Source organism: Flavobacterium lacustre, from assembly GCF_027474525.2.
GTDB lineage: Bacteria > Bacteroidota > Bacteroidia > Flavobacteriales > Flavobacteriaceae > Flavobacterium > Flavobacterium lacustre.
The window spans coordinates 401,411-424,014 of record NZ_CP114882.2 but is presented as its reverse complement, the minus strand read 5'-3'; the positions used below and the strand labels follow the sequence as shown (position 1 = coordinate 424,014).

The window sequence follows — 22,604 nt, the reverse complement described above, 5'->3', positions numbered from 1 at the left end:
ACTTAATAAATTAAAATGAATTTTTGTACGTAGTTTTTAACATGATTCTTATTTCTTCATTTTTCATTTTTAAAATATAAGAGAACAGATTCTTATTTTATTATAAAAAAAGCCTTGATTTCTCTTTAATATTAACATTCTTATAAAGAAATTTAAAAATAGCTAATGTTCTGATTGTCCAAAAATTAAGGGTTTTTGTTTGAAAGTGGTTAAACTTATCAACAAAGTGGTATATAGTGGTAAAATGTGGTAATAATTTTTATATTTTTGCTTATCACTATTTAAACTATTTTACTTGAACACAATTGTTGGAACATATGAATGTAAAGTCGATGCTAAAGGAAGGCTGTTGTTGCCTGCGCCTTTAAAAAAGCAGTTGGCTTTGTCTCTTCAAAACGGGTTTGTTTTGAAGCGTTCTGTCTTTCAATCTTGTTTAGAATTGTATCCAATGGAAGAGTGGAATTTGATGATGCAAAAAATCAATAAACTCAACCGATTCGTTAAGAAAAATAATGATTTTATACGCCGATTTACAGCGGGCGTGAAGGTCGTAGAAATAGATGCTTTAGGGCGTTTATTGGTTCCTAAGGATTTAGTGGTTTTTGCCAGTATTACTAAAGAGGTTGTTTTTTCTTCGGCAGTAAATATTGTAGAAATTTGGGATAAAGATTTGTATGAAAAATCAATAAGCGGTGAAGATGTAGATTTTGCAGATTTGGCCGAAGAAGTAATGGGAAATATAAATGACGACGACAATGGAATATCATAATCCGGTTTTACTTCAAGCATCAGTAGATGGTTTAAATATTAAACCTGACGGCATTTATGTAGATGTTACTTTTGGTGGAGGAGGTCATTCAAAAGAGATTTTGAGCAGACTTGGACCAAACGGAAAACTTTTTGCATTTGATCAAGATGAAGATGCTTTGGCAAATGCGTTGCAAGACGAGAGATTTACACTTATTAATGAGAATTTTAGATTTATAAAACGGTTTTTGCGTTTTTATGGTGTGAAAAGTGTGGATGGAATTTTAGCTGATTTAGGTGTATCATCACACCAATTTGATGTTGCGGAAAGAGGTTTTTCTACTCGATTTGATGCCGAATTAGATATGAGAATGAGTCAGAAAAATGATTTGAATGCTTATAGAGTTGTTAATGAATATGACGAGTCAAATTTAAAAAGAGTGTTCTTGGATTATGGGGAATTGAAAAATGCTCCTGCTTTGGCAAGAACAATCGTAGAAGCCAGAGAAAGACAGTCTATTAAAACAACTGATGAATTGAAGGAAGTTTTAGCTAAGTATTTGCCTGAAAGAGTCAGAAATAAAATATTAGCTCAAATTTATCAGGCTATCCGAATTGAAGTTAATCAGGAAATGGATGTTTTGAAAGAATTTTTAGAGCAATCATTAGAGATTTTAAATCCTGGAGGAAGATTAAGTGTCATCTCATATCATTCATTAGAAGATAGATTAGTGAAGCGATTTATTAAAAACGGTATGTTTGAAGGAGAACCTGAACGTGACTTTTTTGGCAATTTTTCGGTTCCTTTTAAAACAATTGGAAAGTTGATTGTTCCTGATAACGCAGAGATTAAGATTAACAACAGAGCCAGAAGTGCTAAGTTGAGAATTGCTGAAAAGAAATAATCAGTTTTAGAAATGAAAAACGGAGTATATAGCCTATTGAAAGCACGGTTTCTTATCGACGATGATGCGGTAAAGAATTGGCGTTTTATTGTGTTTGTTATTCTTTTGGCAATTGTTATGATTGCAAATACACAGCGATTTGAGCAAAAGGTATTTAGAATTGCGGAGTTGACACATCAGGTTAAAGAATTGCGCTCAGAGTTTGTCGACAGACGTTCGGAGTTAATGAAGTTGAAAATGGAATCTACAGTAGCGAGTAAAATGGAAGAAAAACAAATTTTCCCGTCGACTGTTCCGCCAATAAAAATAAAAGTAAAAAAAGAAGAAGAGAAAAACTTTTTCAAAAAAATATGGCAGTAGAAGATAAATACATATCATACAGAATTTATCTGGTTGCTTTTGCTATCTTTTTGATAGCTATGGCGATAGCTGTAAAATTGACAAATATTCAGTGGGTTGAAGGAGATTATTATAGAAAATTAGCCAAAGAAAGAACTGTAAAGAATTTTGTTATTCCTGCCAATAAAGGGAATATCTATTCAGCTGACGGAAGTCTTTTAGCAACTTCAATTCCAAATTATGAAATTCGTTTTGATGCGGTTGCTCCAAAATCTGAAGCTTTCGATAAAAATATAGAAGCACTTTCGGATTCATTGGCTTTAGTTTTGGGAAAACCAACAAATTTTTTCGAAAATGAACTCAGAAAAGCTAGAGCAAACAAAAACAGGTATTTTTTAGTAGCCCGTAATTTGAGTTACACGGAATATATGAAAATTAAGAGTTTTCCATTATTTAATTTGGGGGCTTACAAAGGAGGAATTATCATTGAACAAGAAACGGTAAGAGAAAATCCTATTGGAAAAATTGCAGAGCGAACCATTGGTTACGAAAGAGTAAATCCTGATGGAACTCCTGACGGAAAAGGAATTGAATGGGCTTATCGTAATTACCTTAATGGCAAAGACGGTAGAATCCTCAAACAAAAAATTGCAAAAGGACAATGGAAACCAATTCGAGATATTAACGAAATTGATCCTCAAGATGGTTATGATGTGATTTCTACAATTGATGTTTTTATTCAGGATATTGCGCATCATGCTTTGTTGAAACAGTTAGAAGATTATCAGGCAGATCACGGTTGTGTTGTTGTTATGGAAACTCAAACGGGACAAGTAAAAGCAATATCAAATTTAGGAAGAGACCAAGACGGGTCCTATTATGAGACTACAAATTATGCTTACACGGAATCTCATGAGCCAGGTTCAACATTCAAATTAGTAGATTTAATGGCTATTCTTGAAGATAAAGTGGCAGATACCAGTACGGTTTATGATAGTAAAGGTGGTGAAATCAGATATTCAGGAAAAGCGGTTAGAGATTCTCACAAAGGCGGTTATGGTAAAATTTCTTTAGCACGTGGATTTGAAGTGTCTTCAAATACGATTATGGTGCAAGCGGTTTATAACAACTACAAAAATAATCCTTCAAAATTTGTCAACCATGTTAATTCATATGGATTAAATAAAAGATTAGGAATGGAGTTTAAAGGTGAAGGAAAGCCATTTATTCCACAACCAACAGATAAAAATTGGTCTAATATTTCGCTTCCTTGGATGGCTTTTGGTTATGGAGTTTCGGTAACGCCTTTACAAACGCTTACTTTTTACAATTCGGTAGCAAATAATGGTGTGATGGTAAAACCACAAATGGTTTCTGAAATTAAAAAGTGGAATACAACCATCAAAAAATTTGACACTCAAGTTATGAATCCAAAGGTTTGTTCTCAAGAAACGATTCATAAACTGAAAGCGGTTTTAGAAAATGTTGTTAAAAAAGGTACCGCATCAAAATTGTATTCTAAAGATTTTTCTATGGCAGGAAAAACCGGAACTGCTGCGGTGAATTATGGTAAAGACGGTGGAGCTGGTAAATATTATGCTTCTTCTTTTGTAGGTTATTTTCCTGCGGATCATCCCAAATATTCTTGCATAGTTGTGGTTCATAAACCCAGCACGGTAAATAATAATTATTATGGAGCAGATGTTGCCGGTCCAGTTTTTAAAAGAATAGCCCAAAAAATATTTACTGATGCGCCTTCAACAAATGAAATAAAAAATCTAAATCGAAAAATACCAAAACAGGAAAATAATTATGATTCCTATTTTGTAAAATCTCAAAAGAAACAAAATTCAATTCCTAATGTAAAAGGAATGCCAGGAATGGACGCAATTGCATTATTAGAAAATTTAGGAATGAAAGTTAAAGCAGTTGGTGTCGGAAAAGTAAAAAAACAATCGCTTCAAGCAGGACAGAATTTAGTAAAAAACACAACCATATTATTAGAATTATCGTGAGTATACTAAAAGACATATTATATAAAGTAGCTATCGAAGCCGTAAAAGGTTCGACAGAAATTACTATAAACAAAATGGATTTTGATTCCAGAAAAATAGAATCAAATGATGTTTTTATAGCGATTCGTGGTACGATTTCAGATGGTCATGATTATATTGAAAAAGCCATTCAGCTAGGAGCTGTAGCAATTGTTTGCGATACATTTCCAGAAATTATTGCTAATGGCGTAACCTATATTCAGGTGAAAGATACCAATAGCGCGTTGGCTATTATGGCAGCAAATTATTTTGGTAATCCATCTCAAAATTTAAAATTAGTTGGTATTACAGGAACTAATGGTAAAACTACTATCGCTTCTTTGTTGTATCAATTATTTAAAAAAGCAGGATATAAAGTAGGACTATTGTCTACCGTGAAGATTTTAGTTGATGATGTTGAATATAAAGCAACTCACACCACACCAGATTCAATAACAATCAATCAGTATTTGAAAGAAATGATTGATGCAGGAGTCGAATACTGTTTTATGGAAGTGAGCTCTCATGGAATTCATCAAAAACGCACCGAAGCATTGCATTTTGCGGGAGGCATTTTTACCAATTTGTCTCATGATCATTTAGATTATCATCCTACGTTTGCCGAGTACAGAGATGTTAAAAAATCATTTTTTGATAATTTGCCTAAAACCGCTTTTGCATTGTCAAATATAGATGATAAGAATGGGCAGGTTATGTTGCAAAATACTGTGGCGAAAAAATGCACTTATGCTTTAAAATCATACGCAGATTATAAAACACAAATCCTGGAAAGTCAATTATCAGGTTTGTTATTAAAAATAAACGGACATGAAGTTTGGGTGAAATTGATAGGAACTTTTAATGCTTATAATTTATTGGCAATCTACGGAACTGCTGTCGAATTAGGATTAGAAAGTTTGGAAGTTCTTCGATTAATGTCTGAATTAGAAAGTGTTTCAGGACGTTTTCAATATATCGTTTCTACAACTAATATTACGGCTATTGTAGATTATGCACATACGCCGGACGCCTTAGAAAACGTATTAAAAACAATCAATGATATCCGTACAAAAAACGAACAGTTGATAACCGTTGTAGGTTGTGGCGGAAATAGAGATAAGTCAAAACGTCCGATTATGGGAGGAATTGCTGCAGCGCTAAGTGATAAAGCCATTCTTACTTCTGATAATCCAAGAAATGAAGAGCCTGAAGCTATCATTGATGAGATGGAACAAGGTGTTGCGCCTCAAAACTATAAAAGAATATTATCTATAACGGATAGAAAGCAAGCTATAAAAACAGCTTGTCAACTGGCTCAACCAAATGATATTATTTTAATTGCCGGAAAAGGGCATGAAACGTATCAGGAAATAAAAGGAATTCGTCATGATTTTGACGATATGAAAATTGTAAAAGAACTATTAGATCAACTTCATAAATAAAAAAATATGCTGTATTATTTATTTGAATATTTCAACAAAACTTTGGATATATCCGGAACTGGTGTTTTCCAATACATCACTTTTAGATCTGCATTAGCTTTAATGCTTTCCTTGCTGTTGTCTACTATTTATGGAAAAAGAATCATTAGTTTTCTCCGTAATCAACAAGTAGGAGAAACAGTTCGTGAACTGGGTTTAGCAGGACAAAACGAAAAAGCGGGTACGCCAACTATGGGAGGTTTAATCATCATATTTGCTACGCTTGTGCCTGTGTTGCTTTTTGCAAAATTGCATAACATATACATTGTATTGTTGATTGTTACTACTTTGTGGATGGGGACAATAGGGTTTATTGATGATTACATCAAAATTTTCAAAAAAGACAAACAAGGTTTAAAAGGAATATTCAAAGTGATTGGTCAAGTTGGTTTGGGATTGATTGTAGGATCAGTTCTTTATTTTAATCCAACGGTAACTGTGCGAAGAGATACGGCTAAAACGGATATTTTTAAAGCGCCTACAGAGAATGTGATACAGTCCGCTATTGAAGAAAAATCCACAGCTACTACAATTCCTTTCTTTAAAAATAATGAATTGGATTATGCCGAAGCATTAGCTTGGATGGGTGATGGATATGAAAAATGGGCTTGGTTAATTTTTATTCCTGTCGTAATATTTATTATTACAGCAGTTTCTAATGGTGCAAATTTAACAGATGGAATTGACGGATTGGCAGCTGGAACTTCGGCAGTTTCGGTCCTGGCATTGGGGATTTTTACATTTGTTTCGGGGAATATCATTTTTTCTAATTATCTCAATATTATGTACATACCCAATTCGGGTGAAATGACCGTTTTTATTGCTGCTTTTGTAGGGGCGTTAATTGGGTTTCTTTGGTACAATTCCTATCCGGCATCAGTATTTATGGGAGATACAGGAAGTTTAACCATCGGTGGTATTATTGCTGTATTGGCAATTGCTGTTCGAAAAGAGTTATTGATTCCACTATTATGCGGCATCTTTCTTGTCGAAAATTTATCTGTGGTTTTGCAGGTAACTTATTTTAAATATACCAAGAAACGTTTTGGCGAAGGCCGAAGAATATTTTTAATGTCTCCATTACATCATCATTATCAGAAAAAAGGATATCACGAAAGTAAAATTGTAACTCGATTTTGGATTGTAGCAATCATGTTAGCCATATTATCAATTGTTACTTTAAAATTAAGATAACATGAGACTAGTAGTTTTAGGTGGAGGCGAAAGTGGAGTAGGAACAGCTATTCTTGGAAAAGAAAAAGGATATGATGTTTTTGTATCTGATTTTGGAAAGATAAAAGAAAATTACAAAAAAGTTCTTACGGATAATGGAATAGCTTGGGAAGATGAAAAGCATACCGAAGATTTGATTTTGAATGCCGATGTGGTTATGAAAAGTCCGGGAATTCCTGAAAAAGCGCCAATTGTAAAAAAACTGGCTGAAAAAGGAATTCCAGTAATTTCAGAAATTGAGTTTGCAGCTCCTTTTACAGAAGCAATCACCATTGGGATAACCGGAAGCAACGGAAAAACCACCACGACAATGCTCGTGTATCATTTGTTAAAATCGGCAGGTTTAAATGTAGCCTTGGGAGGGAATATAGGAAAGAGTTTTGCCTGGCAGGTAGCCGAAAATAAATTTGATTCGTATGTGTTGGAGTTGAGTAGTTTTCAATTAGACGGAATCATCAATTATAAACCGCACATTGCCATTATTACTAATATCAGTCCGGATCATTTGGATCGTTACGAATACAATTATCAAAATTATATTGATTCAAAGTTTAGAATTACAATGAACCAGACCGAAGAGGATTATCTCATTTATGATGCAGATGATGAAGCAATAGCCGAATGGTTTAAAACAAATACAACAAAAGCACAATTAATTCCTTTTTCATTAACAAAAACATTCAGCCAAGGCGCTCATATAACAAACAACACAATGGAAGTAAAGATCAATCACGAAGAGTTCATAATGGAGACAGAGTATATTGCCTTAGAAGGAAAACATAACATGAAAAATGCAATGGCAGCAACATCTGTAGCAAAATTGATGCAAATACGAAATGCAACAATTCGAGAGAGTTTATCTAATTTTCAAGGCGTAGAACATCGTTTAGAAAAGGTGCTTAAAATTCAAAATGTACAATACATTAATGACTCAAAAGCCACCAATGTGAACGCTACTTTTTTTGCATTAGACAGCATGAATGTACCAACAGTTTGGATTGTTGGTGGTGTTGATAAAGGAAACGATTACAATGAATTGATGTCATTAGTGCGTGAAAAAGTAAAAGCGATTATTTGCTTGGGTGTTGATAATAGAAAAATTATTGATGTTTTTGGAAACGTTGTTGATATCATGGTCGAAGTTACTAATATGAATGATGCCGTTCGTATGGCACAGCGACTAACAGAGAAAGGAGATGCAGTTTTGTTGTCACCAGCTTGTGCCAGTTTCGATTTATTCGAAAATTACGAAGACAGAGGAGAACAATTCAAACAAGCAGTACGCAATCTGTAAAAAAGGGTAAGAGATTCTAGGTTTAAATGCCAAAATCAAAAAAATAAAACATAAAATGAAACAACTAATAAACAATCTTAAAGGGGATAAAGGAATTTGGTCATTTGTGGCCTTATTAGCCTTGTTTTCTTTTATGCCTGTTTTTAGTGCGAGTAGTAATTTAGCGTATTTAGGGCATGGAACCGGAAACACTTTAGGTTATCTGGTAAAACATTTTGCTCATATTTGTATTGGTTTTTTAATTATTTATTGGGTTCATAAAGTTCCGTATCATTATTTCAGAGCGATTTCTAAAGTTGGATTGCCGGTAGTTTGGATTTTATTAGCGTATACATTAATCAAAGGAACCGTGATTGCGGGTGCAAATGCCAGTCGTTGGATTCAGGTGCCGTTTATTGGAATATCATTTCAAACATCGACTTTGGCCTCGATTGTGTTGTATATTTTTGTAGCACGTTATTTATCGAAAACCAGAGAAGTACCGGATACTTTTAAGGCTTCTTTGTGGGAACTTTGGACACCGGTTTTTATTACTTTGATGTTTATTTTACCTGCGAATTTTTCGACTACGGCTTTGATATTTTCTATGATTTTAGTGTTGGTTTTTATTGGTAAATATCCAATGAAATACATAGCTTTTATAGTAGGTTCGGGAATAGTATTTCTTGCTTTTTTTATTCTGATAGCCAAGGCTTTTCCAGATTCCAGATTTTTTAGCAGAGTTGGTACCTGGGGAAATAGAATTGAAAATTTTACGACAGACAAACCAGATGAGGATAATTACCAAATTGAGAAAGCTAAAATCGCAATCGCATCAGGTCAAATTTATGGTTTAGGGCCAGGTAAAAGTGTACAAAAGAATTTTTTACCTCAATCTTCTTCCGATTTTATTTACGCAATTATCGTCGAAGAATATGGTCTCATGGGAGGTTTGGGAGTACTTAGTTTATATTTATTACTATTGTTTCGATTTGTTATAGCCTCTCATAAAGCCAATACTTTATTTGGGAAATTAGTGGTTATTGGTTTGGGTTTTCCAATGATTTTTCAAGCCATGATTAATATGGCGGTTGCCGTAGAGCTATTGCCGGTGACTGGTCAAACACTGCCTTTGATAAGTAGTGGAGGAAGTTCGATTTGGATGACCTGTTTTGCACTCGGAATTATTATCAGTGTTACCAAAAAAGAAGAAGAAATTGCCCAAGAATTGAAAGAAAAAGAACAGAGAGACTTAGCACTTCAGAAATTAATTGATAAGCAATTAGAAGAAGAAACGCTTTCTGAAACAGTTCTTGAAGGTCAGTATTCTATTGAAGATAAAACAAAGAATCCTATGAATGTTGTTTTGAATAAGTAATTAGTATTCAGAAATAAGAGTAGTAAATAATACAATTAGTCTAAACATATTATTTAAAAAATGGGAAAATATAAATTCATATTAAGCGGTGGGGGAACAGGCGGACATATTTATCCGGCGATTGCTATTGCCAATGAATTAAAATCTCGTTTCCCAGATTCGGAAATCCTTTTTGTCGGTGCCAAAGATAAAATGGAAATGCAAAAAGTACCTCAGGCCGGATACCCGATAAAAGGGCTTTGGATTTCGGGTTTACAAAGAAGACTGACTATTGACAATGCATTATTTCCTGTAAAATTGGTTGCCAGTTTATGGGAGTCCAGAAAAATTATCAAGCAATTTAAACCTGATGTAGTCATTGGAACTGGAGGATTTGCTAGTGGTCCGTTATTGCAGATGGCAAATGCAATGAATATACCTACCGTGATTCAGGAACAAAATTCTTATCCTGGAATTACTAATAAATTATTGAGCAAAAAGGCGAATGCCATTTGTGTAGCTTATGAAAATTTAGAGCGCTTTTTTCCAAAAGAGAAAATAATTTTGACAGGAAATCCGGTGCGCCAAGATTTGATTGCTATTGACAGCAAAAGAGAAGAAGCAATTTCTTATTTTAATTTGGATGCCAATAAAAAAACAGTTTTAGTCCTTGGCGGAAGCCTTGGAGCCAGACGTGTAAATCAATTAATCGAAAAAGAATTAGATAAAATGCTTACGCAAAATGTTCAAATTATTTGGCAATGTGGAAAGCTTTATTTCGAAGAATATAAAAAATATAATGCAGCTAACGTTCAGGTAATGGCATTTGTGGAACGAATGGATTTAGTCTATGCGGCTGCCGATATCGTTATTTCCCGTGCTGGAGCATCTTCTGTTTCGGAGTTGTGTATTGTTGGGAAACCTGTAATTTTCATTCCGTCGCCAAATGTTGCTGAGGATCATCAAACTAAAAATGCAAAAGCAATTTCGGATAAAAAAGGAGCTATTTTGCTTAGAGAATCGGAACTTGATTCTCAATTTAGTCTTGTTTTTGAAGCTTTGATTAAAGATGAAGGAAAACAAAAGCAATTAAGTGAAAACATAAAGCAATTGGCTATGCCGGAAGCGACGAATCAAATCGTTGATGCCATCGTGAAGTTAATTAGATAAGATAAAGAATAGTTAAAAGAGCAAAGTAAAAATGAATTTAAATCAAATACATAACGTCTATTTCGTAGGAATCGGAGGCATCGGAATGAGTGCTTTGGCCCGTTATTTCAAAGCTATTGGAAAACAAGTGTCAGGGTATGATAAAACGCCGTCAATACTTACGAGTGAGTTGATCGAAAGTGGGATTTCTATTCATTTTGAAGATTGTGTAGCTTTAATCCCAAAAGAATATCAGCCAGATAATACTTTAGTGATTATAACGCCTGCCGTTCCTAAATCACATGCAGAATGGAACTATTTTTTAGATCAAAAATACGAAGTTAAAAAAAGAGCCGAAGTACTTGGAATCATTACTAAAGATACGTTTTGTTTTGCTGTTGCAGGAACGCATGGTAAAACAACAACATCTAGTATTTTGGGGCATATTTTATATGAAAGTGGTGCTGATGTTACTGCTTTTATAGGTGGAATTGTAGAAAATTATAACTCAAATCTGATAGGAACTGGGAAAACAATCACGGTTGTTGAAGCGGATGAATTCGATCGCTCTTTCTTGCATTTGCATCCAAATATTGCCTGTATCACTTCAATGGATGCGGATCATTTAGATATTTATGGAACTAGTGAAGCAATAGAAGCTTCGTTTGTGGAATTTGCGGATAAGATTACAGATAAAACGAAACTTTTCATTACCAAAGAGTTGCCTATTGAAGGAGTGACATGTTCAGTGAATGAGGATGCTGTTTTCAAAGCTTTCAATGTAAGAATTGACAACGCAAGCTATGTTTTTGATGTGCAAACGCCAACTGAAATACTAAAAGACTTACGATTTGGATTACCGGGACGACATAATTTAATGAATGCATTAATGGCTATTGCAATGGCAAAAACTTACGGCACCCCGACCGAGGCTATTGCAAAAGCCATTGCTTCATTTAAAGGAATAAGAAGAAGATTTTCGTATCAAATAAAAACGGAAAACTTAGTTTATATAGATGATTATGCACATCATCCTACAGAGATTAATGCAGTGCATCAAGCGGTTCGGGAATTGTATCCAAACCAAAAAGTATTGGCTATTTTTCAACCACATTTATTTAGCAGAACAAAAGATTTTGCCGATGATTTTGCTAAAAGTTTATCCGCTTTTGATGAAGTTCTTTTGTTGGAGATTTATCCCGCACGTGAATTACCGATGGAAGGAGTTACATCACAATGGTTGATGGATAAAATGACGAATAATGATAAGAAATTAGTGACCAAAGAGGATTTGATTCCGTCAATTTTGGCCAGTGATGCAACAATAATTGTTACCATAGGAGCCGGTGATTTGGGAGAATTAGTACCATCAATTAAAAAAGCATTAAATGAAACTGTTTAATTGGACAAATATTAGATTAATCCTCATGTTTGGATTAGTAATTTTCCTCTTTTCGTTTACTTCAAACCGAAATGAACATAGGAAATTGACTAAATCCAAGGTTGTTTTTGTTGGGGATAATGCGCCTTTTGTTAAACAGGAAACGGTTAATAAATTGTTAATAGAAAATAAAAGGGATGCATCAAGCATTGAAAAAGTTAAATTAGATTTGAATAAGTTAGAGAAAGCTATAGATGCACATGAGATGATTGAAAAGTCAGACGTTTTTGTGAGTATTGACGGTGTTCTAAAAGCTGTTGTAAAACAAAAAACGCCTATAGCAAGGGTTTTTAACGGTGATAGTTCTTTCTATATTGATTACAAGGGAAATAGTATGCCATTGTCGGCTAATTTTACAGCTAGAGTTCCACTTGTTTCAGGGGTAATAAATAAAAAAAATAACGAAGATTTAGCCAAATTATTTCGTGTTATTCATGACGATGAGTTTTTGAAAAAAAACATCATTGGAGTTGAAATTATGCCAAATGGAAGCTTAAAAATGCTTAACAGGAATTTTAATTATCAAATTGATTTTGGTAGAATCATAAATGTGGAGCGTAAATTTAAAAATTATAAAGCTTTTTTTCAGAAAGCCGTTTTAGATAGTTCGTTATATAAATACAATAAAATAGATCTCCGATTTACGGAACAAGTAGTTTGCACTAAATAATAGATAATGGAAAAAGAGAATATTGCAGTAGGTCTAGATATTGGGACAACTAAAATAGTTGCCATGATAGGCAAGAAAAATGAATACGGAAAATTGGAAATTTTGGGTGTTGGAAAATCCAAAAGTTTAGGTGTTGCAAGAGGAGTGGTAAATAACATTACTCAAACGATACAATCTATTCAACAAGCAATTCAAGAAGCTGAAAATAATTCAGGTTATAAAATAAAAGATGTGGTTGTAGGTATAGCCGGTCAGCACATTCGCAGTATTCAGCATACAGATTACATCAGCAGAAACAATCCGGAAGAGGTTATCGGAGGGAATGATATACAGCTTTTGATTGATCAAGTAAACAAACTGGCTATGTTGCCGGGGGAAGAAATAATTCACGTTTTGCCACAAGAATTTAAAATTGACGGACAAACGGAAATTAAAGAACCAATCGGGATGTATGGTGGAAGATTGGAGTCCAGCTTTCACGTTGTGGTTGGTCAGGCTTCTTCTATCAGAAATGTGGGAAGATGTATTCAAAGTTCAGGTATCGAATTGTCTGGTTTGACATTAGAACCATTGGCTTCGGCAGATGCTGTTTTGAGTCAGGAAGAAAAAGAGGCCGGAGTTGCACTTATTGATATTGGTGGAGGAACAACAGATTTAGCCATTTTTAAAGATGGTATTATTCGTCATACTGCAGTGATACCTTTTGGAGGCAATGTAATTACAGATGATATTAAAGAAGGTTGCTCTATTATCGAAAAGCAAGCTGAATTATTGAAAGTTAAATTTGGTTCTGCTTGGCCGGGAGAAAATAAAGACAACGAAATTGTCTCAATTCCAGGATTAAGAGGTAGAGAGCCTAAAGAAATTTCGTTGAAAAACTTGTCAAAAATAATTCATGCACGTGTTGTAGAAATTATTGAACAAGTTTTTACAGAAGTAAAAGCATACGGACACGAAGATCCGCGTAAAAAATTAATTGCAGGAATCGTTCTTACAGGTGGTGGAGCTCAATTGCAGCACATCAAACAGTTGGTGGAATACATAACAGGTATGGATACTAGAATTGGATATCCTAATGAGCATTTAGCCGGAAATTCTGACGAAGAAATCTCAAGTCCGTTATATGCAACAGCTGTTGGTTTAGTGATGAACAGTATTGAAAATAAAACTCAAAGCGCTGTACGAATGGATGTGGTTGAGGCACCAAAAGCTCCTGTTTACAGACAGCCGGTTGTTCAACAAGAGATGCAGGAAGTTGTAACTGCGGTAGAGGAAGAAGTTCGGGAACATGCTAAGAAAGAAGAGTCAACCGAAAATAAAATAAGAAGATCGTTTTTTGACAGATATGTCGATAAAATCAAAGATTTTTTAGATAACGCAGAATAGGCATAGACCCAATAAATACAAGAATTAATAATAAATATCAAAAACCAAATAAAATGATGAGCAACTCAGAATTTGGAAGTATTTCATTTGATTTACCAAAGAACCAATCAAATGTTATAAAAGTTATTGGTGTAGGTGGAGGCGGAAGTAACGCTATAAATCACATGTTTAAACAAGGAATCAAAGGCGTGGATTTTATTGTATGTAATACAGATTCACAGGCTTTGCAAAACAGTTCTGTCCCAAATAAAATCCAGTTGGGAGTAAATCTAACAGAAGGTCTTGGTGCCGGAGCAAATCCAGATGTAGGACAGCAGTCTGCTATTGAGAGTATTGCTGACATTGAGAAAATGTTAGATCGTAATACAAAAATGGTGTTTATCACTGCAGGAATGGGTGGAGGAACCGGAACAGGTGCTGCGCCAGTAATTGCTCAACTTGCCAAAGAAAGAGAAATTCTTACGGTAGGAATCGTTACTATTCCATTTTTGTTTGAAGGTAAAGTACGTCAAGAACAAGCACTTTTAGGAATTGAGAAACTGCGTAAGCAAGTTGATTCTTTGATTGTGATCAATAACAACAAATTAAGAGAAGTATATGGGAATTTAGGTTTCAAAGCCGGATTTTCAAAAGCGGATGAAGTTTTAGCTACTGCTTCAAGAGGAATAGCTGAAGTAATTACGCATCATTATACTCAAAATATAGATTTAAGAGATGCCAAAACAGTTTTGTCTAACAGCGGAACTGCAATAATGGGATCTTCGGTTTCTTCAGGTGAAAACAGAGCTAAAGAAGCTATTGTTGCCGCCTTAGATTCACCATTATTAAATGACAATAAAATTACGGGTGCCAAAAACGTATTGTTGCTTATCGTTTCTGGTTCTAATGAAATTACTTTGGATGAAATAGGTGAAATCAATGATCATATTCAGTCTGAAGCCGGTCACAATGCTAACATTATTATGGGAGTTGGTGAAGATGAAACCCTTGGTGATGCTATTGCAGTTACTATTATTGCTACAGGTTTTGATATTGAACAACAAAATGAAATCGTAAATACAGAGCCTAAAAAAATCATTCATACTTTAGAAGATGAACAAAAAAGCGTTCATAATCTAACCAGTAAAACACTTACAGCTTTTGATTTGAATAGTGAATCAACAGTTTCAAATTCTAATGAGCGTATTGTTTTCGAATTATTAGAAGATACAGTTGTTGCGCCGGAACCAGTTGCTCCAGCTCCAACAATTAATAAAGAAGAGCTAATCGTAATGTCTGAATTTATAAAAAATCTAGATGTGACTTTCGAAATTGTTTCTCCAATTACTGATATAGATTTCACAATCTCATCTCCAGTTGCAGAAGTTAAAGAAGTAAAAGCGGTTCAGCCAAAAATTGTTGAAAGACAAGAACAAACTACTTTTTCTTTTGATTTGCCACTTTTCAAAACAGAACCAATAGTTGAAAAACAACAAGAAGAGAAAAAAGTTTTATTCGAATTAACGAATGAAACCAAAGAAATTAAAGTTAACGAAGCCGTTCAATTTGTTCCTGTAACAGAATTGACTGAAAACGGAATCATTAAGTATTCTCTTGAAGAATATATGGAATTAGAGCAAGATTTTACAGCTTCTAAGCCAGTTGAGAAACCAGTAGAAGTAATTCCTGCCGAGTTGAACATCACAATGAAAAAAGTGGAGCAGTCAGTAAACACTCCGGTAAATTTTGAAGACATTTCCCCAATGGATATGACTATCGAAGAAACTCTAAGAATGAGAGCTGACGAAAGAAGAAAAAAACTTAAAGAATTCAATTATAAGTTTCATAACAATGTTTCTAAAATTGATGAGTATGAAAGAGAACCAGCCTATAAAAGATTAGGAATCGATATTTCAAACAATCAAGCAAACACAACAAATTCGAGAATATCTGTGGGAACAGACAGCAACAATGATTTGCAGTTGCGTTCTAACAACTCGTATTTACATGATAATGTAGATTAACTAACTCAAACCATAATTGATTTAGCCCGAAAATTAGACATAATTTTCGGGTTATTTTTTGTTTTTAAGGAGTGCTTAATCTGTTGTTAATCCCAGTTAAATTTTCTAAATTTGCAGAGCCTTAATACAGCTGTGCATTTCAAGCTTTTTTTCAAAAATGTTTTTTTCTAAAAACCAGAAAGAGCTTCCTTTGATCGCTTTTCTAGTTTAAGAAAAAATACATTTTTAACTAAAAAGGCTTTCCATTTCCATCTGGGGCATTTAAAAAGTAATCAGTTTGCAGGATCAGTTTTTAGACTGAATAGCAAGTTTAAAATTTAAAATTATTATGAGTTTATCAGTACAAATCATGGACGAAATGAAAACCGCCATGAGAGCCAAAGATACCGTTGCACTTGAAGCTTTAAGAGCTATTAAATCTGAAATCCTGTTAGCACAAACTGCTTCAGGCTCTAAAGAAGAAATTACTGCTGACGATGAAATTAAATTACTTCAACGATTAGTTAAAACTCGTAAAGAGAGTGCTAGAATATTTACAGAACAGAACCGTTTGGATTTGGCTGAGCCAGAATTGGCACAAATTGCAGTAATCGAAAAATTTCTACCTGCACAATTAAGTGAAGCAGAAGTAGAAGCTGTTATTGCAAAAATAATTGCAGAAACAGGCGCTGCTGGTATTGCATCAATGGGTAAAGTTATGGGATTAGCATCTGCACAATTAGGCGGAACTGCAGAAGGAAAAACCATCTCCACTATTGTGAAAAAATTATTGACATAAAAAATTTTACTGTTGATTAATGGTATTAAATTTACAATCATTAATCAACAGTCTAAATAATAATGACTGCGTAGTTCAACTGGATAGAATATCAGATTTCGACTCTGAGGGTTGCAGGTTCGAACCCTGCCGTGGTCACCATCAAACAAAAAGCTTCAAAACAATCAAGTTTACTTGAAATTATTTTGAAGCTTTTTTGTTTTCAAAAAAAACAAAGACAATCTTAACGTCATTATAATTATGTCATTTCAGCTGATCATTACTTTTGTTTTTGGTACACTTTTTCTTTTAATTTTTCTCTTTAGAGTTGTTGAACCGGGTTATATACTCTTGTTTAATAAACCATTTTATATTTATTGGTATCCTTTTCCTAAAAAATTAAATGCGAATCAGATTTACATATTAGAAAATAATTTTTCATTTTATCGAAAGCTTTCTGCAAAACGAAAAGTCTATTTTGAGCATCGTGTGAAGGCGTTTATTTCAAATTATCAGTTTGTGGGAAAAGATGTTGTAGTTTCGGAACAGATGCAAGTCTTAATTGCAGGGACATATGTAATGCTGACATTTGGAATGAGGAATTATTTGAGTAACTTGTTTGATAAAATAATCATTTACCCTACAAATTATTATTCGACATTGAATGATGCTTATCATAAAGGAGAGTTTAATCCAAGAATGAAAGCCATCGTTTTTTCTTGGGAAGATTTTTTATTAGGTCATTCCGCAAACACTGATAATATTAATCTGGGATTACATGAGTTTTCGCATGTGTTGCATTTTCATTGTCTGAAGAAGAATGATTCAAGCGCGGTTATTTTTCAGGATGAGTTCAATGAAGTTGTTAAATATTACAGCAATCCTTATTTAAACAATGTACTGCTTGAAAAAGGATATTTCAGGCTATATGCTTATGAAAATCAATTCGAATTCTTGTCGGTTTTGTTGGAGCATTTTTTTGAAACCCCTCACGTTTTTAAAAAAGAACATCCTGGATTGTATGCTAATATTTCTGCATTGATAAATTACAAAGAAGAGTAAATAAATTAGAAAAAAATCCGCAGATACTTCCTGATAAACATCATGTTTTTACACTTTTTAATCAGATAACTTTGAATACAATCTAAAGGTAGAAGTTATGAAACACAAGGTGCCAGTGTCAGCTATTATGACTAAAAATGTAATAAAATTAAATCTTGCTGACGATTTAACAAAAGCAGAACAACTTTTTAAACAAAATAAAATCAGGCATATTCCGGTAGTAGATGGAAACAAGATAATAGGAATGTTGAGTTATACGGATTTGTTGCGTATATCTTTCGTAGATGCTGTTGATGACGATGCTGAAATTGTGGATGCCACCGTTTATAACATGTTTACCGTTGAGCAAGTAATGGCAAAAAAGTTAGTTACTATTTCTCCGGAGACTACTATAAAAGAAACAGCTGAAATTTTATCTAAAAACGAATTTCATGCTTTACCGGTTTGTTTGGGGGAACTTTTGGTGGGGATTGTAACAACAACAGATTTAATTAAGTATTTAATCGATCAGTATAAATGATAATAAAAAAAAGTCCCAAATTTGGGACTTTTTTATGTTTATAATGTTGTGATTTTCTTCAAATCAGCTATTGTTGCAGTTGGGTTTTCTGCTTTAAAAACAAAGCTTCCTGCTACTAGAACATCTGCTCCTGCTTCGACTAATTGTACTGCGTTTTTATTGGTAACACCGCCGTCAATTTCTATAATAGTTGATGCGCCTTTTCTAGTTATCAAGGCTTTTAGTTTTTCAATTTTTGAATAGGTGTTTTCTATAAAAGATTGTCCTCCAAAACCAGGGTTTACACTCATGATACAAACCAAATCAATGTCGTTTATAACATCTTCTAATAATTCGATATTCGTATGTGGGTTGATTGCTACTCCGGCTTTCATTCCTTCGGCTTTTATGGCCTGTAAAGTTCGGTGAAGGTGTGGGCAGGCTTCGTAGTGAACGGATAATATATTTGCTCCTAAATCAGCAAAAGTTTTGATATATCGGTCTGGATCTACAATCATCAAGTGTACATCGATTGTTTTTTTTGCATGTCTTTTGATAGCTTCTAAAACTGGCATTCCAAAAGAAATATTAGGAACAAAAACGCCGTCCATGATATCAATGTGAAACCAGTCGGCTTCGCTGTTGTTGATCATTTCGATGTCGCGTTGCAGGTTTGCAAAATCGGCAGCTAGTACTGACGGTGCAATAAGTGTATTCTTCATGGTTTGATTGTGTTGTTTTTGCAAAATTAGTTTATTTCTGCGCCATTGCAAAAGTTTTTTTGTAGCGACAGCTCGCAAGGTATTCCTGGTTTTATTTTTTTGCGTAAGGGATAGAGGCGATATCCTCGTAGCGTAGCGGAGAGATAAAGCCGATAGCCCGACCCGAAGTTTTTACGTAGGGATACGCCGCAATACTAGAAGTGAATAGTGAAATGTGAAAAGTGAGAGTGAAATGAATTTAGATTAAAAAATAAAACTCCGGTAATCAGCCGGAGTTTCAATCATCAATCAAAAAACGAACAGTTAATCAGACTGTTGTTTATGGTGAATTAAAAGATTTAAAAGAGATTTAAAAATTTTAATTGTGGTGGTTTTATGAATTAACCTAAATAGGTTTTTAGTATTTTACTTCTTGAAGTGTGTTTTAATCTTCGGATTGCTTTTTCCTTGATTTGACGAACACGCTCACGAGTCAGGTCGAAAGTTTCTCCAATTTCTTCAAGTGTCATTGGGTGTTGATCACCAAGGCCAAAGTACAAACGAACGACATCAGCTTCTCTAGGAGTCAATGTTTCTAAGGAACGCTCTATTTCTGTACGCAAAGATTCGTGAATTAATTCCCGATCTGGATTTGGAGATTCACCTGAACGTAAAACGTCATAAAGGTTAGAATCTTCTCCTTCTACAAGAGGTGCATCCATGGATAAGTGACGACCAGAGTTTTTCATGCTCTCTTTTACGTCATTTACGGTCATGTCTAATTCTTTTGCAATTTCCTCAGCAGATGGTGGGCGCTCGTTAGATTGCTCTAATAAAGCGTACATTTTGTTGATTTTATTGATAGAACCAATTTTGTTCAAAGGCAAACGAACGATACGAGATTGTTCCGCCAATGCTTGCAAAATAGATTGACGAATCCACCAAACGGCATACGAAATGAATTTGAAACCACGTGTTTCATCAAAACGTTGTGCTGCTTTTATCAATCCTAAATTTCCTTCATTGATCAAATCTGGAAGTGTTAAACCTTGATTTTGGTATTGTTTGGCTACCGAAACCACGAAACGTAAATTGGCTTTAGTCAATTTCTCTAAGGCTTTTTGATCACCGGCCTTAATTTTCTGAGCTAATTCTACCTCTTCGTCAGCGGTAATAAGGTCAACTTTCCCTATTTCTTGTAAATATTTGTCTAATGAAGCAGTTTCACGATTGGTAACCTGCTTGGTAATTTTAAGTTGTCTCATGTTTTTGTCTCCTCAATTTTTTAAGTGTACAAATGATTATACGTTTGGAGTTTCATAAAAGTTACAATTATCTGAATTAATTTTAAAATAAAACGGAAAACCCCGTTTCAAATACATGAAACGGGGTTTTCTCTATAAATAAACCTTTAGTAAACTAAGATCTGATTACTCTTTTCTTTCCTCACGTGGAGGTCTGGCGATAAGTGCTTTTCTGGAAACTTTTTCTTTTCTGGTTTTTGGGTCAAGTCCAAGGTATTTTACTTGGAAAACATCACCCATATTTACCACATCAGAAACATTTTCAGTACGTTCCCAAGCTAGCTCAGAAACGTGAAGTAATACTTCGTTTCCTGGAGCATCGATATATTCTACAACCGCACCAAAATCTAACATTTTGATTACTTTCACATCGTATGCTTCTCCCATTTGAGGTTTGAAAGTGATAGACTGTATTTTAGCCAATACCGCTTCAATTCCAGCAGGATCAGTTCCAAGAATTTCGATTACACCTTGTTCGTCAACTTCGTTGATTACAATAGTTGTTCCTGTAGCTTTTTGTAATTCTTGAATTACTTTACCACCAGGTCCGATTAAAGCCCCGATGAAGTTACCAGGAATTGTTCTTGTAATGATTTTTGGAGCATATGCTTTAACATCCGCTTTTGGCGCTGCCAAAGTTTCCGTTATTTTTCCAAGGATATGCAAACGACCTTCACGGGCTTGAGCCAAAGCTTCTTCCATGATGTGGTATTTTAATCCTTCGATTTTAATGTCCATTTGACAAGCTGTGATACCATCAGCAGTTCCTGTTACTTTAAAGTCCATATCTCCTAAGTGATCTTCGTCACCAAGAATATCAGACAATACAGCAAAACGTTCTCCATCAGTAATCAATCCCATGGCAATTCCAGAAACTGGTTTTGTCATTTGAATACCTGCATCCATAAGTGCTAATGTTCCAGCACAAACGGTAGCCATAGAAGAAGAACCGTTAGATTCTAAAACTTCTGATACGATACGTATTGTATAAGGACAATTTGCAGGAATCATGTTTTTCAAAGCTCTTTGAGCTAAGTTTCCGTGACCTACTTCTCTTCTTGAAGTTCCTCTTAAAGGTTTAGCTTCACCAGTTGAGAAAGGTGGGAAGTTATAATGTAAGTAGAATTTTTCTTCTCCTTGTTCAGATGGTGAATCAATTTGGTTCGCTTCTCTGGAAGTTCCTAGAGTTGCAGTTGCCAATGCTTGAGTTTCTCCTCTGGTAAAGATAGCAGAACCGTGAACAGATGGTAAATAATCTACTTCAGCCCAGATTGGTCTGATTTGATTTGTTTTTCTTCCGTCTAAACGAGTTCCTAAATCTAATGTTACGTTACGAACTGCTTCTTTGTTGGTTTTGTAAAAATATTTACCAACTAAGTCGCCGTTTTCAGCTAATTCTTCTTCAGTAAACAAAGCTTTTACTTCTTCTTTTACTGCTGCAAATGAAGCTGTTCTTTCTTGTTTAGAAGAACCTACTTTAGCGATATCATAAATTTTATCGTAAGCAGCTGCTTTTACTTTAGCGTAAATCGCTTCGTCTTCTTTTTCGTTTTCGTATGTACGAGTTTCTTTTGCTCCAAAAGCTACAACCAATCTTTCTTGTGCAGCAATTTGAATTTTAATGGCTTCATGAGCAAATTTAATGGCTTCAACCATTTCTAATTCTGAAATCTCTTTCATCTCACCTTCTACCATTGCGATAGAATCTTTAGAAGCGCCAATCATCATATCAATATCTGATAATTCTAATTGAGCACGACTTGGGTTGATGATAAATTTTCCGTCAACACGAGCAACACGAGCTTCAGAAATTAAGGTTGAAAATGGAATGTCAGATAGCGCTAAAGCTGCCGAAGCTGCTAAACCTGCTAATGCATCTGGCATAACATTGTCGTCATGAGACATTAATTGAATCATAACCTGTGTTTCAGCGTGATAATCATCTGGGAAAAGTGGACGCAATACACGGTCAACTAATCTCATTGTTAATACTTCGTTGTCACTTGGTCTTGCTTCTCTTTTGAAAAATCCACCAGGAAAACGTCCTGCTGCTGCAAATTTTTCACGATAATCTACCGTTAAAGGTAAAAAATCAATACCTGGACTTGCTTTTCGGGCTGATACTACTGTTGCAAGCAACATAGCATTTCCCATTTGTACTACTACAGAACCATCGGCTTGTTTAGCCAATTTTCCTGTCTCGATTGAGATGCTTCTGCCATCTCCTAAATCGATAATTTCTCTTGAAACTGTTGGAATCATAC

Annotated in this window: 19 protein-coding genes and 1 tRNA gene; 17 read left to right on the top strand and 3 right to left on the bottom strand. The window is 34.5% G+C overall.

Annotation, left to right across the window (positions count from 1 at the left end; all coding sequences use genetic code 11):
* Positions 1–295: 295 nt before the first annotated feature.
* The 17 genes from mraZ (at position 296) to O6P34_RS01960 (ending at position 18,356) form a co-directional block, all read left to right on the top strand.
* Complete coding sequence (gene mraZ, locus O6P34_RS02040; protein WP_269685669.1) at positions 296–769, top strand: division/cell wall cluster transcriptional repressor MraZ; 474 nt, start codon at positions 296–298, stop codon at positions 767–769.
* Entirely contained in the window at positions 744–1,652 is a 909-nt protein-coding gene (rsmH, locus tag O6P34_RS02035; protein ID WP_269685668.1) for a 16S rRNA (cytosine(1402)-N(4))-methyltransferase RsmH, read from the top strand. The genes mraZ and rsmH overlap by 26 nt, the downstream gene beginning before the upstream one ends.
* A 12-nt stretch (positions 1,653–1,664) precedes the next feature.
* Positions 1,665–2,012, top strand: a complete 348-nt coding sequence (locus O6P34_RS02030; RefSeq protein WP_269685667.1) for an FtsL-like putative cell division protein — start codon at positions 1,665–1,667, stop codon at positions 2,010–2,012.
* Positions 2,003–4,006 (top strand): penicillin-binding protein, encoded by a 2,004-nt coding sequence (locus O6P34_RS02025; protein WP_269685666.1) that lies wholly within the window; start codon positions 2,003–2,005, stop codon positions 4,004–4,006. The genes O6P34_RS02030 and O6P34_RS02025 overlap by 10 nt, the downstream gene beginning before the upstream one ends.
* A complete protein-coding gene (locus tag O6P34_RS02020) occupies positions 4,003–5,466 on the top strand; it encodes a UDP-N-acetylmuramoyl-L-alanyl-D-glutamate--2,6-diaminopimelate ligase (RefSeq protein WP_269685665.1) in 1,464 nt (487 codons plus the stop codon). The genes O6P34_RS02025 and O6P34_RS02020 overlap by 4 nt, the downstream gene beginning before the upstream one ends.
* Positions 5,467–5,472: 6 nt before the next feature.
* Positions 5,473–6,699 carry a phospho-N-acetylmuramoyl-pentapeptide-transferase gene (gene mraY / locus O6P34_RS02015; RefSeq protein ID WP_269685664.1) on the top strand — a complete coding sequence of 409 codons (1,227 nt, stop codon included), beginning with the start codon at positions 5,473–5,475 and terminating at the stop codon, positions 6,697–6,699.
* Position 6,700: 1 nt separating this feature from the next.
* Positions 6,701–8,032, top strand: coding sequence for a UDP-N-acetylmuramoyl-L-alanine--D-glutamate ligase (murD, locus tag O6P34_RS02010; protein ID WP_269685663.1), 1,332 nt, complete (start codon positions 6,701–6,703; stop codon positions 8,030–8,032).
* Between the two features lie 55 nt (positions 8,033–8,087).
* Positions 8,088–9,389, top strand: a complete 1,302-nt coding sequence (locus tag O6P34_RS02005; protein WP_269685662.1) for an FtsW/RodA/SpoVE family cell cycle protein — start codon at positions 8,088–8,090, stop codon at positions 9,387–9,389.
* 60 nt (positions 9,390–9,449) lie between these two features.
* Positions 9,450–10,538: an undecaprenyldiphospho-muramoylpentapeptide beta-N-acetylglucosaminyltransferase gene (gene murG, locus O6P34_RS02000; RefSeq protein ID WP_269685661.1), complete on the top strand. Its 1,089-nt coding sequence runs from the start codon at positions 9,450–9,452 to the stop codon at positions 10,536–10,538.
* A gap of 31 nt (positions 10,539–10,569) precedes the next feature.
* Positions 10,570–11,919, top strand: coding sequence for a UDP-N-acetylmuramate--L-alanine ligase (murC, locus tag O6P34_RS01995; protein ID WP_269685660.1), 1,350 nt, complete (start codon positions 10,570–10,572; stop codon positions 11,917–11,919).
* Complete coding sequence (locus tag O6P34_RS01990) at positions 11,906–12,628, top strand: cell division protein FtsQ/DivIB (protein ID WP_269685659.1); 723 nt, start codon at positions 11,906–11,908, stop codon at positions 12,626–12,628. The genes murC and O6P34_RS01990 overlap by 14 nt, the downstream gene beginning before the upstream one ends.
* A gap of 6 nt (positions 12,629–12,634) precedes the next feature.
* On the top strand, positions 12,635–14,014 hold the full coding sequence (ftsA, locus tag O6P34_RS01985) for a cell division protein FtsA (protein WP_269685658.1): 1,380 nt from the start codon (positions 12,635–12,637) through the stop codon (positions 14,012–14,014).
* Between the two features lie 53 nt (positions 14,015–14,067).
* Positions 14,068–16,017 carry a cell division protein FtsZ gene (gene ftsZ, locus O6P34_RS01980; RefSeq protein ID WP_269685657.1) on the top strand — a complete coding sequence of 650 codons (1,950 nt, stop codon included), beginning with the start codon at positions 14,068–14,070 and terminating at the stop codon, positions 16,015–16,017.
* A gap of 328 nt (positions 16,018–16,345) precedes the next feature.
* The gene (locus O6P34_RS01975; RefSeq protein ID WP_269685656.1) at positions 16,346–16,795 is read left to right on the top strand and encodes a GatB/YqeY domain-containing protein; all 450 of its coding nucleotides are present in this window, start codon (positions 16,346–16,348) and stop codon (positions 16,793–16,795) included.
* A 64-nt stretch (positions 16,796–16,859) separates the two neighbouring features.
* Positions 16,860–16,936: transfer RNA gene (locus O6P34_RS01970), tRNA-Arg, on the top strand.
* Positions 16,937–17,035: 99 nt separating this feature from the next.
* Entirely contained in the window at positions 17,036–17,836 is an 801-nt protein-coding gene (locus O6P34_RS01965; protein ID WP_269685655.1) for a zinc-dependent peptidase, read from the top strand.
* A gap of 97 nt (positions 17,837–17,933) precedes the next feature.
* Complete coding sequence (locus O6P34_RS01960) at positions 17,934–18,356, top strand: CBS domain-containing protein (RefSeq protein ID WP_269685654.1); 423 nt, start codon at positions 17,934–17,936, stop codon at positions 18,354–18,356.
* A 38-nt stretch (positions 18,357–18,394) separates the two neighbouring features.
* On the opposite strand, the gene rpe is transcribed toward O6P34_RS01960, so the two are convergent.
* The 3 genes from rpe to O6P34_RS01945 all read right to left on the bottom strand — a co-directional run bounded on the left by rpe (position 18,395) and on the right by O6P34_RS01945 (position 22,602).
* Entirely contained in the window at positions 18,395–19,057 is a 663-nt protein-coding gene (gene rpe / locus O6P34_RS01955; RefSeq protein ID WP_269685653.1) for a ribulose-phosphate 3-epimerase, read from the bottom strand.
* Positions 19,058–19,437: 380 nt separating this feature from the next.
* Positions 19,438–20,301, bottom strand: coding sequence for a sigma-70 family RNA polymerase sigma factor (locus tag O6P34_RS01950; RefSeq protein WP_007137700.1), 864 nt, complete (start codon positions 20,299–20,301; stop codon positions 19,438–19,440).
* Positions 20,302–20,466: 165 nt separating this feature from the next.
* A complete protein-coding gene (locus O6P34_RS01945) occupies positions 20,467–22,602 on the bottom strand; it encodes a polyribonucleotide nucleotidyltransferase (RefSeq protein WP_269685652.1) in 2,136 nt (711 codons plus the stop codon).
* Between the last annotated feature and the right edge of the window lie 2 nt (positions 22,603–22,604).